This window comes from Chitinophaga pollutisoli (assembly GCF_038396755.1).
Lineage (GTDB): Bacteria > Bacteroidota > Bacteroidia > Chitinophagales > Chitinophagaceae > Chitinophaga > Chitinophaga pollutisoli.
In genome coordinates, this window is sequence record NZ_CP149822.1 from 1,244,462 (window position 1) to 1,258,033 (window position 13,572).

Annotated in this window: 11 protein-coding genes and 1 pseudogene; 8 read left to right on the plus strand and 4 right to left on the minus strand. The window is 56.6% G+C overall.

What is annotated here, in order from left to right:
* The first annotated feature begins 58 nt into the window (after window positions 1–58).
* The 4 genes from WJU16_RS05165 (at window position 59) to WJU16_RS05180 (ending at window position 6,526) form a co-directional block, all read left to right on the plus strand.
* A complete protein-coding gene (locus WJU16_RS05165) occupies window positions 59–1,873 on the plus strand; it encodes an aryl-sulfate sulfotransferase (RefSeq protein ID WP_341837256.1) in 1,815 nt (604 codons plus the stop codon).
* 45 nt (window positions 1,874–1,918) lie between these two features.
* The gene (locus tag WJU16_RS05170; RefSeq protein WP_341837257.1) at window positions 1,919–3,130 is read left to right on the plus strand and encodes a glycosidase; all 1,212 of its coding nucleotides are present in this window, start codon (window positions 1,919–1,921) and stop codon (window positions 3,128–3,130) included.
* 43 nt (window positions 3,131–3,173) lie between these two features.
* Window positions 3,174–5,078, plus strand: a complete 1,905-nt coding sequence (locus WJU16_RS05175; RefSeq protein WP_341837258.1) for a sodium:solute symporter family protein — start codon at window positions 3,174–3,176, stop codon at window positions 5,076–5,078.
* 173 nt (window positions 5,079–5,251) lie between these two features.
* On the plus strand, window positions 5,252–6,526 hold the full coding sequence (locus WJU16_RS05180) for a TCR/Tet family MFS transporter (RefSeq protein ID WP_341837259.1): 1,275 nt from the start codon (window positions 5,252–5,254) through the stop codon (window positions 6,524–6,526).
* 69 nt (window positions 6,527–6,595) lie between these two features.
* On the opposite strand, the gene WJU16_RS05185 is transcribed toward WJU16_RS05180, so the two are convergent.
* The 4 genes and pseudogenes from WJU16_RS05185 to WJU16_RS05200 form a co-directional block, all read right to left on the minus strand.
* Window positions 6,596–7,066: a DinB family protein gene (locus tag WJU16_RS05185; protein WP_341837260.1), complete on the minus strand. Its 471-nt coding sequence runs from the start codon at window positions 7,064–7,066 to the stop codon at window positions 6,596–6,598.
* A gap of 127 nt (window positions 7,067–7,193) precedes the next feature.
* Window positions 7,194–7,304 (minus strand): annotated as a pseudogene (locus WJU16_RS05190) (SDR family oxidoreductase); the annotation flags it as partial.
* A gap of 93 nt (window positions 7,305–7,397) precedes the next feature.
* Window positions 7,398–7,895, minus strand: a complete 498-nt coding sequence (locus tag WJU16_RS05195) for a serine hydrolase domain-containing protein (RefSeq protein ID WP_341837261.1) — start codon at window positions 7,893–7,895, stop codon at window positions 7,398–7,400.
* A 292-nt stretch (window positions 7,896–8,187) separates the two neighbouring features.
* Entirely contained in the window at window positions 8,188–8,412 is a 225-nt protein-coding gene (locus WJU16_RS05200; RefSeq protein WP_341837262.1) for a DUF2905 domain-containing protein, read from the minus strand.
* A gap of 127 nt (window positions 8,413–8,539) precedes the next feature.
* On the opposite strand from WJU16_RS05200, the gene WJU16_RS05205 reads away from it, so the two are divergent.
* From WJU16_RS05205 to WJU16_RS05220, 4 genes are all read left to right on the plus strand, one after another.
* A complete protein-coding gene (locus WJU16_RS05205; RefSeq protein ID WP_341837263.1) occupies window positions 8,540–11,701 on the plus strand; it encodes a carboxypeptidase regulatory-like domain-containing protein in 3,162 nt (1,053 codons plus the stop codon).
* Window positions 11,702–11,816: 115 nt separating this feature from the next.
* Window positions 11,817–12,080: an Ada metal-binding domain-containing protein gene (locus WJU16_RS05210; RefSeq protein ID WP_341837264.1), complete on the plus strand. Its 264-nt coding sequence runs from the start codon at window positions 11,817–11,819 to the stop codon at window positions 12,078–12,080.
* Window positions 12,059–12,655, plus strand: coding sequence for an alpha-ketoglutarate-dependent dioxygenase AlkB (locus WJU16_RS05215; protein WP_341837265.1), 597 nt, complete (start codon window positions 12,059–12,061; stop codon window positions 12,653–12,655). Before WJU16_RS05210 ends, WJU16_RS05215 begins: the two co-directional genes overlap by 22 nt.
* Before the next feature lie 69 nt (window positions 12,656–12,724).
* The gene (locus WJU16_RS05220; protein WP_341837266.1) at window positions 12,725–13,564 is read left to right on the plus strand and encodes a methylated-DNA--[protein]-cysteine S-methyltransferase; all 840 of its coding nucleotides are present in this window, start codon (window positions 12,725–12,727) and stop codon (window positions 13,562–13,564) included.
* Window positions 13,565–13,572: the final 8 nt, after the last annotated feature.

Sequence of the window (13,572 nt, forward strand, 5' to 3'; positions counted from 1 at the left end):
CAACGTGAATTTTCAGCAGGGAACGGCTCTCCGTTCCCTGCACTTATCTCCCAGGCATATGAACGTGAACAAACTGATGCACCGGCTATCCCGGACGCTGCTACCCTTCCTCCTGACCGTGTCGCTGCTATCCTGCCGTAAAGAACGCGGCACCGAAACACCAGACGCCGACCTGACAAAGACATTCGAAAGACTTTCCGACCTCGGCAGCCTGCTCAACGGTTACTCCCTCGCCGGCGGCGTGTATACTTTCCGTTTCGAAACGGAAGAAATCCGCATACCTGCGGATGCGATCAGCCAGGTACAGGACCAGCCGGACAAATGGAAAACACTGGTAACGCTGCGCGGCGGCACCGTGGTGAGCGTACCCACGAAGGGTGGCAACCTCGATTTCATAGTGGAAGCGGTGACACTGAACCCCTCGGGCTACAATCCCCTGGCAGCCGTGGCGGAGCTACGGCTACCCGCGGCTGGGCGGATCAGGGTTACCGTTGCCGGGAAGGAAGGATCTTCAGGCGCCATCACTCATCTCTGCCACTCCACCCTCATCCGGCAAGACGTTCCCATCCTCGGCCTCTACGCCAATTACAATAACACCGTCACCCTCACCTACACTGATAAAGACGGCAGGGAGCGCGGCTCCACCGTGGTTCGCATACAAACCACGCCCCTGCCCGTGCAAAACTTCCCCACGCCCGCCATCGTTGCGGCGAAAACGGCTAAAATGGAGCCCGGCGTCAACCTCGTGAGCTATCCCGGCGAAAGCGAGATCGACGTATCGGTTCCCTACATGGTAGACACCGATGGCGAGATCCGTTGGATACTGCTGCTGAAAAACGCGCCGGACTTCCAGCGCTTCAGCGCCTCCATCGGGCTGAAGCGCACCAGTAAAGGGACGTTCATCTCCGGCGACGGCCAGCAGCAACGGATCGTGGAAATGGATATGTTCGGGAAGCTCCTCCGCCAGTGGGATCTCGCCAAACTCGGGTATACTTTCCATCATGAAGTGGCCGAGGCCGCCAACGGGAATTTCCTCGCCACGGTAAGCAAAACTTCCGCCCGGCTGGCCAACGGCAAACCGCGCGTCAACGATTTCATCATCGAGCTGGACCCTGTCAACAATGCCGTGGTGCATGAATGGGACCTTACCACCATGCTCGATTCCGCTCGGTATCCGAAACTCACCGACGGCTCCACGCCCGGGCCTTTCGCCCAATCGCCCGGCAACTGGGCGCATAATAACTCCATAGCAGAGCACGCCGGCAACCTGCTCGTCACCATGCGGTACCAGGGCATCGCTTCGTATACGGCGGCGGGCGCCCTGAAGTGGATCATTTCACCGCATAAAAACTGGGGCGCTAAATACCAGCGCTACCTGCTGCGGCCCGTGGATGAAAACGGGAACGCGGTAACGGATGCAGCCGTGGTGAACGGAGAAGCCTCCGCGCCGGGATTCGACTGGGCCTGGGGGCCGCATACGCCGGTGAGCCTGCCGGGTGGCAACATCCTGGTGTTTGACAACGGGTACAACCGGCAGTTTATCCCCAATGGGCAGGCGCAGCATTACAGCCGCGCCGCGGAATATAAGATCGATGAAGCGAAAGGCACCGTGCAACAGGTATGGTCTTATGGGAAAGAACGGGGCGCGGCGGGTTTTTCGCAGGCGCTTTCGGGGGTGCAGTACCTGAAAACCACCGGGCATGTGCTGTTTTGTCCGGGTATGGGCGTGCCTACGGCCAAAGGGTTCGGCGGGCGCGTGGTGGAAGTGGATCCGCAAACGAAAGAAGTGGTTTTTGAGATGGAGATCACATCACCCAGCAACACCGCATTTCACAGGGTTACCCGTTTATCCCTATATCCCGGGAATTATTGACAACAGATTTTAGGAATACATCAATTGCAGAAGAAAGGAAAACACATGAAAGACCAGTTTCAGCAACGCTGGGAAGCACTCGTCCAGCGCCAGGAGGCCCTGCTGGCCCAACCCAATACACCCAACGCGCATCACAACGGGATCGTGCAGCGCTACCGCCATCCGGTGATCACCCGGGAACATATCCCGCTCAACTGGCGGTACGACCAGGATCCGCAATCCAATCCCTGGTGCCTCGAGCGCATCGGCGTCAACACCACCATGAACGCCGGCGCCATTAAATGGAACGGGAAATATCTCATGATGGTGCGGGTAGAAGGGGCCGACCGCAAATCGTTTTTCGCCATCGCCGAAAGCCCCAACGGCATCGACCAGTTCCGCTTCTGGCCCAGGCCCGTGGAGCTGCCGGACACCGATCCCCATGAAACGAATGTGTATGACATCCGGCTCACCGCGCATGAAGACGGCTGGATTTACGGCGTGTTCTGCAGCGAGCGCCATCACCCTGACGCCGCTCCGGGCGATTTATCCACCGCCATGGCCAGCGCGGGCATTGTGCGCACGAAAGACTTCCTCGCCTGGGAGCGCCTGCCCAACCTTCAATCCGCCAGTCAGCAGCGCAATGTGGTATTGCATCCCGAGTTTGTGAACGGGCACTACGCGTTTTACACGCGCCCGCAAGACGATTTCATTATGGCCGGGCGCGGCGGCGGCATCGGATGGGCGTTGGTGAAAGACATCCAGCATCCCGTGGTGGAAAACGAAACGATCATCAACAAACGGTATTACCATACGATCAAGGAGCTGAAAAACGGGGAAGGCCCCCATCCCATCAAAACGGAAAAGGGATGGCTGCACCTGGCGCACGGGGTCCGCAACTGCGCGGCAGGACTGCGTTACGTGCTGTACCTCTACCTCACGGATCTCCACGCTCCCGAACGCCTGATCGCGGAGCCCGCGGGCTACCTGATGGCGCCGGAAGACATGGAGCGCACCGGCGACGTGTCGAATGTGCTCTTCTCCAACGGATGGATATGCGATGAAGATGGTACCATATTCATCTATTACGCCTCCAGCGACACGCGGATGCATGTGGCGGTGTCTTCGGTCGGCAAGCTGCTCGATTACTGCCTGCACACCCCGGAAGACGGGCTGCGGTCGGCGGTCTCCGTGCAGCGGATCAACGAACTGATCGACAGGAACCTCGCGTATGAGGGCTTGTCGCGTAAAGCTTCCGCAGCTCCCAAATTCAATTAACTTTACTCCCCTTTTATCCCGTTAACAGGGACACACCAAAACCATGATTGCACATATCGATCTACTCATTATTGCTTTGTATCTCACCGCCATGGTGGTGATCGGCCTCATCGTGAAAAAACGGGCCGCCCGCAATCTCGACGGATATTTTCTGGGCGGCAAAAAACTGCCCTGGTACATGCTGGGCCTTTCCGACGCTTCGGGGATGTTCGACATTTCGGGGACGATGTGGATGGTTTACCTCGCTTTCGTTTACGGGTTGAAGAGTTTATGGGTGCCGTGGCTGTGGCCCGTCTTCAACCAGATATTCATGATGGTGTACCTTTCCATGTGGCTGCGGCGCAGCAATGCGCGAACGGGCGCGGAATGGATCCGGACGCGCTTCGGGTTCGGCAACGGGGCCGGGCTTTCGCACGGGGTGGTGATATGTTACGCGGTGATCGGCGTGGTAGGTTTTCTCTGTTACGGATTTATCGGCGTGGGGAAGTTCATCGCGGTATTTCTGCCCTGGGATGTTGTGTCCAACTTCGTTCCTTTCCAGGTAGATCCGGCTTACGTACCGCACATTTACGGCATCTTCTTTACCAGTATCGCCACTTTTTATGTGATCATGGGCGGGATGGAAGGGATTGTTTGGGCGGATGCCCTGCAATTCACCATCATGACCATTTCCGGTATTACTATCGCCGTCACCGCCATCAACAGCGTGAGCCCCGAAATGCTGGCGGCCCGGGTGCCTGCCGGTTGGGATACACCGTTTTTCGGTTGGGAGCTGGGGCTCGACTGGAGCCATCACCTCCCCGCGCTCATGGATAAGATCAGCGGCGACCAATACGGGTTGTTTGCAATATTCGTGATGATGATGCTTTTCAAGGGAATTTTCTTCAGCATGGCCGGGCCGGCGCCCAGTTACGACATGCAGAAGATCCTGGCCTGCCGCAACCCGCGCGAGGCTTCGCTGATGAGCGCCTCGGTGTCCGTATTCCTCTTGTTCCCCCGGTACCTGATGATCATGGGCTTCACCGTGCTGGCGGTCGTATTTTTCAGTGACGATTTCGGGCAGATGGGCAGCGCCATCGATTTCGAAACCATCCTTCCCCGCGCCATCAACCAGTTCTCTTACGCCGGGTTAACGGGATTGCTGCTGGCGAGCCTGCTGGCGGCATTCATCTCCACGTTCGCCTCTACCGTCAATGCTGCACCGGCCTACCTGATCAACGACGTGTACCTCCGGTACATCAACCCCACCGCCTCCGGCAAAACCCAGATCCGGGCAACTTACCTGATATCCCTGGCGGTGGTGGTGCTCAGCACTGTTATCGGATTCTTTCTGCAGGATATCAATTCCATCCTGCAATGGATCGTGTCGGCCCTGTATGGCGGGTATATCGCGGCGAACGTACTGAAATGGCATTGGTGGCGGTTCAACGGGCATGGGTTCTTCTGGGGCATGGTGTCGGGCATCCTGGCGGCCATGGTAACGCCCTTGTTATTCCCGGATACGCTGCCGTTATATTATTTCCCGGTGATGCTGGTGATATCGCTGACCGGATGCATCGTTGGCACGTACAGCACGCCGCCGGTGGATGAGGAAACGCTGATCGAATTCTATGTGCGCGTGCGGCCCTGGGGCTGCTGGGGCCCCGTGGCGGAGAAGGCCATGAAACGGTACCCTGGCCTGATGCCCAATAAGCATTTTAAGCGGGATATGGCGAACATCGCCGTAGGGATCGTATGGCAGTGCTCGCTGACGCTCCTGCCTATGTACATCGTGCTGCAATATCACCTCCCGCTGCTCAGTACCATCCTGGTGCTGGGGATCACCACGCTCATCCTGAAAAAGAACTGGTACGACAAAATGAACCGGGAAGTTATCGAGTACGACAACTTCATGGCATCGATCGGTAAAAACACTCCGCAGCCGGAGTTGGAAAAATCCGTCGCATAGACTTTTCACTGCTGACATAAGGCTGTCATAACCGCGGTTTACCTTTGTTATTGTAACGGAGGGGAGCCGCGGTTGTACTTTTCAGGGAAGTTTTGAAACACCCTAAAATTGTCGCGTTTGCGCCCCCTTCTTACCCGAAACCCGTTGTAATTTGGCAACTGTAAAACCACTATATGCATTCCAACAAGAAAGGGGCGCTGGCCTTTATTTTCGTAACACTACTGATCGACGTGATGGGTTTTGGGCTGATTATTCCCGTAATGGCAGATCTGATCGCGGAGCTGAAAGGTATTCCGCTGAATGAAGCCAGTACTTACGGTGGATTTCTGCTTTCCGTTTTCGCCATCATGCAATTCGTTTGCGCACCGCTGGTGGGCAATCTGAGCGACCGGTTCGGTCGCCGGCCGGTACTGCTGATTTCTTTGCTGGGTTTCGGCATTGATTACGTCATCCTGGCCATGGCGCCTACTTACGGATGGCTGTTTGCGGGCCGGATTATCGCGGGCGTCACCGGGGCGAGCTTCACGACGGCTTCCGCTTATATTGCCGATATCAGTACGGATGAAACCGCCCGCGCCAAGAACTTCGGGTTGATCGGCGCGGCATTTGGCCTGGGCTTCGTACTGGGGCCGGCCCTCGGCGGTTTACTGGCCAAATTCGGGCTCCGCGCGCCTTTCTACGCAGCCGCCGCACTTTGCCTCATCAATTGCATCTACGGTTACTTCCTGTTGCCGGAATCGTTATCGAAGGAAAACAGGCGGCCATTCAGCTGGAAGCGCGCCAATCCGCTCGGATCCCTGAAATTCCTGACCCGCCACCCGGAAATCGCAGGTCTCAGCGTCGCTTTCTTTCTCATCTACCTGGGCAGCCAGGCAGTGCAAGGCAACTGGAACTTCTTTACCCAATACCGCTTCGGCTGGAGCTCTGAGATGGTGGGTTATTCCCTCGCCCTCGTGGGTGTGCTGGTAGGCGCTGTACAAGGCGGGCTTACGCGGGTGGTGGTGCCGAAAATCGGGAACGAAAAGAGCATCTACGCAGGATTGGGATTGTATACGCTGGGGATGGTACTGTTCGCCTTCGCTACGCAAAGCTGGATGATGTTCGCTTTCCTCGTTCCTTATTGCCTTGGCGGGATATGCGGCCCTTCCCTGCAATCGGTCATCGCAGGGCATGTACCCGCCAACCAGCAGGGCGAATTGCAGGGAGCGCTCACCAGCCTCATGAGCCTTACCACCATCTTCGGGCCGCTCATCATGAATGGTTCCTTCACTTACTTCACTTCTCCGAAAGCACCCTTCCTGTTTCCGGGCATGCACTTCATCCTCGGCGCCATCTGCATGGGATTAAGCATTGTGCTGATCAAACGGATCTTTATGCGGGAAAAGAAAGATCCTGCTGCCGCGCATGTGCTGGACGACACAAAAGCCGCGGAAATGCCTTTGCATTAACGGCAACCCATAATAATCGACGAAGCCCGCCGGAACCGGCGGGCTTCGTCGTGCAATGCGGTAATCCCATCACCCTTCCAGCGCCCTGCGCAGGTAATTCACCTGCCCGAGATGGTAGTTCACATGCGTAATGATGTGCGACAGGAACCACGCATGCGTTACGTCCTGCTCCATAAACTTGCGGGGAAAGATGGAAACCAGGGTGCCCTCCGGCTGGGAAGCCATCACATTCACCACCATTTCCCGGGTTTGCGCGAGGTCGCGGAGCATATCTTCCCGGGGAACGTTCCGCTTCGCGAACTCGCCTTCGCGGTCGCGCACGAAACCGGTGTTCCCCATCGTGGCGCCCACGAAATGGTTCAGCGAACCGGTGAGATGGAGGCACAAGGTACCGGCGGAATTCGTAATGGCGCCGGTCGTTTTCCAGACATTTTCTTCGCTATGGAATGCAGCGATCTCTTCGTGGAGTTTTTCCAGGTCGCGGCCGAGCAGCTGCGCATACACCTGCCATATTTCTTTCTCGGGGGAAGCATGCATCATCGTACAATTTTCATCAAAAGTAAAGGTATAAACCACCCGTTCAAATTGAATTTATCTATACCGCCATCAGGATAAAAAAAGGCAGCCCCCTGTGCGGAGGCCACCTCATATTTAAATGTGAGTGCTGTTATTTGGCGTTGGAACCACCGTCGATCACATACTGCACGCCGGTGATGAACTGGCTGTCGTCGGAACCCAGGAACAGCACAAGTCTGGCGATTTCCAGGGGTTCGGCGTAACGGCCCGGGGTATCCCGGAAGCGAAGCCTCTCTGCATCCCTTCGGCTTTGCCCGGCGCATAGCTTTCCTCGATCGAGCGCATCAAGCGGTTGTTAACGGGCGACGGATGAATAGAGTTCACACGGACCTTTTTCGCCGGGCGTGAACAGGATGGGCAGCAGGGAATCACTGCGCCAGTTCGGGAAACCCGCTGAATGCGACAGCACGCGCCGCCCGGTAACGCCGGCGAACCGGGGATCGTCGCCTGTTTCGTAGTTGTTCCCGAGGTAATCGCGCAGGGGTTTATCAAGGTCAAGCTCGCGGCTCCCGGCCAGCAGGAGCGCCACGTAGGCCGTCACCACTTTGGTGAGCGACGCGGCTTCGAAGCGGGTGCTGTCGGTAATGGGCGCGCCGGTCCCCTTCGCGGCCACGCCAAAGTGTCGTACCCAAACCGGTTTGCCAGGTTCGATATACGCCACGGTGAGCCCCGGGATGCGGTCGCGCTGCATGAGTGCCGGGATGCGGGCAGATAATTTCGCGGGAACGGGAGATTGCGCGCCGGCGGCAAGGGCGGCGAAGAGGCAGCAGAGGGTTGACAGGTAGCGGATCATGGGGAAGGGTATTACCCCGATATCGGGAATTTCCGGGAAGAATGGTCAGCGCTGGATGTTAGTGTCCTTATAAGCCGTTCGCATCGCGTTGCCGCCCGGACATCGAAATAGTAACAGTTATTCCAGGTTTAACTCATGTTACAACTCACATCAACGGGGGAAATTTACATTTTGACGGATGGGGAATTCTGCTATCTTTACAATTGATATTCCAGTTTTGAAAAAACATTTGACCACGTAAACGAAACCAAATTGTCATGTAAAGAAGGGCATGAGCACAAACACCTTCCGTCTAAAACAGTTTTCGAAAAACATACAGCAGCAATGAAATCACCAGGCTAACGATCAGCATGGTGGTCACAGGAAAGAAAAACCGCACATTCTCCTTCTCCACCCGGATATCGCCGGGCAACCTGCCGAACCATCGCAGTTTGTCGGAGAAGAAATACAGGACGATTCCGATGGCGACGACCATCCCACCGAAGATGATGAGTTGTTTACCGAGTTGCGGGTTCATGATCCAAAGATAAGCAAGCCTAGCCGCTTATCGGTTGAAAATGAACTATCCCTTGCTGATGTATAAACGTATCGGATTACTATGTACCTCATATTTATCACACACCTCGACTAAAAATGCTTGCTGCATGAAACACATCCTCTCTATTTTGCTTTGCCTGAGCTGTTGGGCAACCTCCGGGCTACGCGCCCAAACCACGCAGGCCTCGATTTTCGGGGTCGTGTCAGACGAAAACAAACAGCTTATTCCCGGCGCATCGGTGATGGTCCGCAACAACTCCACCGGCTTCACCACCCGCACCGTCACCAACACCAAAGGGGAATACAACTTCCGGGAGCTCCCGCTCGGCGGGCCGTACACCATCACGGTGAGTTACGTCGGCTACGCCAACTATGAACAGGGCGGGCACTCCCTCAACCAGGGCGACGTGCTCCGGCAGAACATCGTCCTCAAATCCTCCACCGTTACCATCGGCGAAGTGAAAGTGGTCGGCAACGCCTTGCGCAACAAGCGCGAGAATTTCGGCGCCGCTACCACCGTTACCGCCCGCGACATCCAGAAACTCCCCGTAAACGGCAGGAATTTCACCTCGCTGGTAGACCTCTCCCCGCTCAGCAGCGGCAGCAACCTGTCGGGGCAGCTGGCATCTTCCACCAACTTCACCATCGACGGTACTTCCGCCCGCAACCCCACCTCCGGCGGCGGGTCGAACAGCCGCACCGGCGCTCCGTACATCATTTCCATGGAAGCGATCCGTGAATTTAAAGTGGTGACCAACCAATACGACGTCACCTATGGCAGAAGCGGCGGCGGTACCATCAGCACCGTAACCAAATCCGGAACCAACGAATTCACCGGGAGCGCGTTCATGTTCGGGCGTACCGACTGGGCTTCCAGCCGCTACGATATCCGCGGCGCCAAACGGAACAGCGAATTCTCCACGTATCAATACGGCGTTGCCTTCGGCGGCCCGATTATCAAAGACAAAGCGCACTTCTTCGTAACCTGGGACCACCAGGCCGATGCCCGCCCGCTCCTCATCGCCGAGATCAAAAGCCCGGCAGATGAAGTCCGCCAGAACATCACCCAATCCACCCTCGACGAATTCCTGGGCATCGCCCGGACCAAATACGGCGTAGCCAACAGCCCGCAGTTCGGCAGCTTTGATAAGAAACGCGGAACGGACGCGATCTTCGCACGCGTAGACTGGCAGCTGAATGAAAAAAACCTGCTGACCATCCGCAACAACTACATCAACGACCGCAACTTCCAGGGCCGCAACGACAACACCACCATCAACATGTATGAAGTGTATGGCGATGCGAACGTGTACAATAACAGTCTACTCGCCACATTGCGTACCGTGATCAGCCCGAAGGTGACTAATGAACTGAAGGTCCAGCACCTGTATACTTTTGAGGAAAGCGTTCCCAATAAACAGTTGCCCCGCGAAAACATCCCCCGCGCCATCGTGGAAAACATCACCTCCACTATTAATGGCAAAACGGTGAACACCAACATCCAGCTGGGCGGCCAGCGGTATTCGCCGGAGCATTTCTACAACAACATCGTGCAGCTGGTCGACAACGTGTATTACAGCACCGAGAAGGCGAATTTCACTTTCGGGACCGACATCATGTACAGTCACCTCAACTCCCTGTACGGCAGTGAAATGAACGGCCGTTTTTACTATCGCGGTATGGATGCGTTCGATAACAACACGCCCTATCGTTATGCCCGCGAAGTGGCCATCGGCGGCAATCCCGCGCTGAACCAGAACGTGCTGAACGCCGGTCTGTACGCGCAAATGCAGACCAAACTGGGCAAGGGCCTGGAAATGATCGCCGGTTTACGCGCGGATTATACAACTTACATGAACAAGCCCAACCAGAACCAGATCGTGCTGAACGAACTGGGTCTGAATACGGCGAACGGGCTGAATTCCTTCATCCTCCAGCCCCGCGTCCAGTTCAACTGGGACATTGGCGACAAGCACACCGATTACCTCCGCTTCGGCGCCGGTATCTTCGGTTCGGACATCAACAACTACGCGATGATCAACAACCAGTTATTCGACGGTACGAAAGTGATATCCATTGATGTGAACGATCCCGCGCTGCTGCCCATTCCCGATTTCCTCGGGTATCGCCAGAACCCGTCTACCGCGCCGGGAGAAGCATATATCGCGGAAAAAAACCTGCCTAAAACCAGTACGATCAACATGAACGGAAAGGACGCCCGGATCCCCGTGATCTACAAGGCCAACATTTCCTATAACCACTTCTTCACCGACCGCCTGAAAGCCGGCATTACCGTATTCACCACCATCGCCCGCCACAACTACATGTACGTGGACCGCAACATGGTGGACAACCCTTACTTTACCCTGGCAAACGAAGGCGGCCGCGGCGTGTATGTTCCCGCATCCACCATTACCGACAAAGGCATCATGGACTGGCAGCAGGGCCGCAAAAGCACCAATGTGGGCCGTGTGCTGGAACTGAACAGCGGCGGTAAGGTAAACCAGTACGCCGTGGTGCTGGACGCAACCTGGCGTTACTGGAAAGACGGCGAGATAACCGCCAGCTACACCTGGAACGATTCCCGCGACAACACCTCCTTCAACGGCGACGTGGCCAATACCGCCACGCTCAACCTCATGACACGCCAGGACCCGCGCGATCTCAGCAAAATGACGTATTCCGACAACCAGTTCCGCCACAAGGTGGTGTTCTACGGAACGCTTCCTTCCTGGAAAGGCTTCAGCGTAGGCATTCGTTATTCCGGGCTGGGCGGCACGCGTTATTCCCTCGCGGTGAACGGCAACGTGAACGGCGACTTTGTTACCTCCAACGACCTCGCCTATATTTTCGACGTGAACGATACCAAGGTGCCGCAGGTGTACCGCGACGGCATCAACGGCATCCTCAACAACCCGAACGCCAGCAACAGCCTGAAAAGCTACATCCGCGAAAGCATGGGCAAGGTAGCGGAGCGCAATGGCGGTGAAAACGGGTTCTTCGGCGTGTGGGATCTCCGTATCGCCAAGAAGTTCAATTTCGCCAAACGGCATGGCATCGAATTGTCGCTGGACGGATTCAATATCGCCAATATGCTGAACAAGGATTGGGGTACTTCCCAAAACCTCGGCAAGCAAAACATCTATACTACCACCGGTTTCAACAATGTTACCAATGAACTGGTGTACCGTGTGGGAGCCAACACCGGCGTCGTAAACCCCGGGGGTACGCCCTGGCAGGTGCAGTTCGGCGCGCGGTATAGTTTCTGATTTTTTTGGAAAGATGGAATATCCGGGAAGGACCGCTGCACCGGCGGTCCTTCCCTATTTTTATGACCGCAAGAAACGGGCGGGCCGGCTGGCGCGGATGGTGTAAATTGCCGGCATGATTGATCACCTGCAAATGGGAAGCACCGCCGCAGAACGCAGCGCCCGCTTCCGGGAATTATTCCGGAAAGGGGAAATTGCGTGGGGCGGTTACCGTAAAGGCCGCATATACGGAACGCTCCGTTGCGCCAGCGGGAAGCGGATGCTGCCCGGCAACAGGGTGTTCTTCGCCAGTGAGGCGGAAGCCCTGGCGCTGGGGTACCGCCCTTGCGGCCATTGCCTCCCCCACAAATACAAACAATGGAAACATTCCCGTACATAACGAATCTTCTGCCCAAAGACGGCGACGCCCGCCTGTTCCCCGGCTTCTTCACCCCAGCGGAAAGCGACCGGTTCCTCGACACCCTGACCCGGGACATCCAATGGAAGCAGGAACCCATTACCATTATGGGCCGCCAGGTGATGCAGCCGCGCCTCACCGCCTGGTATGGCGATGTTCACAAATCGTACACCTACTCCGGCGTTACCATGCGGCCATTACCCTGGAACGACGCATTGCTAAACATCCGCGCGCGCATCGAAGCCGTAGCGGGCGTGGCTTTCACCAGCGCGTTGCTCAATTTTTACCGCGACGGCAACGACAGCATGGGCTGGCACCGCGACAACGAAAAATCCCTGGGCCCGCAGCCCGTCATCGGTTCGGTGAGCTTCGGCGCGGCAAGGTATTTTCATTTCAAACACGCAAAAGACAAAGACCTGCGCATCAAAACCGTTCTCACGCACGGCAGCTTCCTGCTCATGCGCGGCCAAACCCAGGAAAACTGGTACCACAGCGTACCAAAAACCGCACGGGTGGCGGAACCACGCATCAACATCACCTTCCGCATCATCGTGTAGCGATTGCGCAAGAAGCGGGTTCCGGACGAGAACGGGTGCCGGTATCTTTGCTATATAAATTGGAAAAACATGGATACGCAACAACACATAGATTTCAACAGAATTGCCTCAGCCATCGCGTTCCTCCGGCAGCATTTCAAGGATCAGCCCGACCTGGAGGCAGCCGCCGGGCATGTACACCTTTCGCCCTTTCATTTCCAGCGGATGTTCCAGGAATGGGCGGGCGTGAGCCCGAAGCAGTTCCTGCAATACCTAAGCCTCGACCACGCGAAGGACCGGTTGCTGAAAGGCGATACGCTCTCCGGCGCCGCGTTCGAAACGGGCCTGTCGGGCACCAGCCGCCTGCACGATCTGTTCATCAAAATCGAAGGGATGACACCGGGTGAATTCAAAAACGGCGGCGCGGGACTGGATATCAACTACAGTTTCGCGGAAAGTCCGTTCGGCCCGCTGATCGTGGCATCCACGCCGAAAGGCGTGTGCCACATGGCGTTTGCGGACACCGGCGAAGCAGAAGCCCTGCGTGATCTGCAAGAGAAATTCCCCAACGCGAAATACCGCCAGTTTGTAGACAGCAACCAGCAACACGCGTTGTTTATTTTCGGGGAAGACTGGAAGAAACTGCCCGAGATCAAGCTGCACCTGAAAGGCTCGCCGTTCCAGATTCGCGTGTGGGAAACCCTGCTGAACGTGCCGATGGGCGGGCTTGTCACCTATTCCGGATTGGCGGAAAAAGCCGGTCATGCCGGCGCCTCCAGGGCCGTGGGCACCGCAGTGGCATCCAATCCCGTCGCATTCCTCATCCCCTGCCACCGCGTGATCCGCGCCAGCGGCGAAACGGGGCAATATCACTGGGGCCCCGAGCGCAAAACCGCCATCATCGGCTGGGAAGCAGCCAAAACTTCCTGATTCCTTCT

Coding starts and splice junctions, on each gene's coding strand:
- WJU16_RS05185 (WP_341837260.1), bottom strand. CDS start 7,066: ATGATGCATGCTTCCCCCGAGAAAGAAATATGGCAGGTGTATGCGCAG.
- WJU16_RS05215 (WP_341837265.1), top strand. CDS start 12,059: ATGGAAACATTCCCGTACATAACGAATCTTCTGCCCAAAGACGGCGAC.
- WJU16_RS05165 (WP_341837256.1), top strand. CDS start 59: ATGAACGTGAACAAACTGATGCACCGGCTATCCCGGACGCTGCTACCC.
- WJU16_RS05210 (WP_341837264.1), top strand. CDS start 11,817: ATGATTGATCACCTGCAAATGGGAAGCACCGCCGCAGAACGCAGCGCC.
- WJU16_RS05205 (WP_341837263.1), top strand. CDS start 8,540: ATGAAACACATCCTCTCTATTTTGCTTTGCCTGAGCTGTTGGGCAACC.
- WJU16_RS05195 (WP_341837261.1), bottom strand. CDS start 7,895: ATGATCCGCTACCTGTCAACCCTCTGCTGCCTCTTCGCCGCCCTTGCC.
- WJU16_RS05200 (WP_341837262.1), bottom strand. CDS start 8,412: ATGAACCCGCAACTCGGTAAACAACTCATCATCTTCGGTGGGATGGTC.
- WJU16_RS05220 (WP_341837266.1), top strand. CDS start 12,725: ATGGATACGCAACAACACATAGATTTCAACAGAATTGCCTCAGCCATC.
- WJU16_RS05180 (WP_341837259.1), top strand. CDS start 5,252: ATGCATTCCAACAAGAAAGGGGCGCTGGCCTTTATTTTCGTAACACTA.
- WJU16_RS05170 (WP_341837257.1), top strand. CDS start 1,919: ATGAAAGACCAGTTTCAGCAACGCTGGGAAGCACTCGTCCAGCGCCAG.
- WJU16_RS05175 (WP_341837258.1), top strand. CDS start 3,174: ATGATTGCACATATCGATCTACTCATTATTGCTTTGTATCTCACCGCC.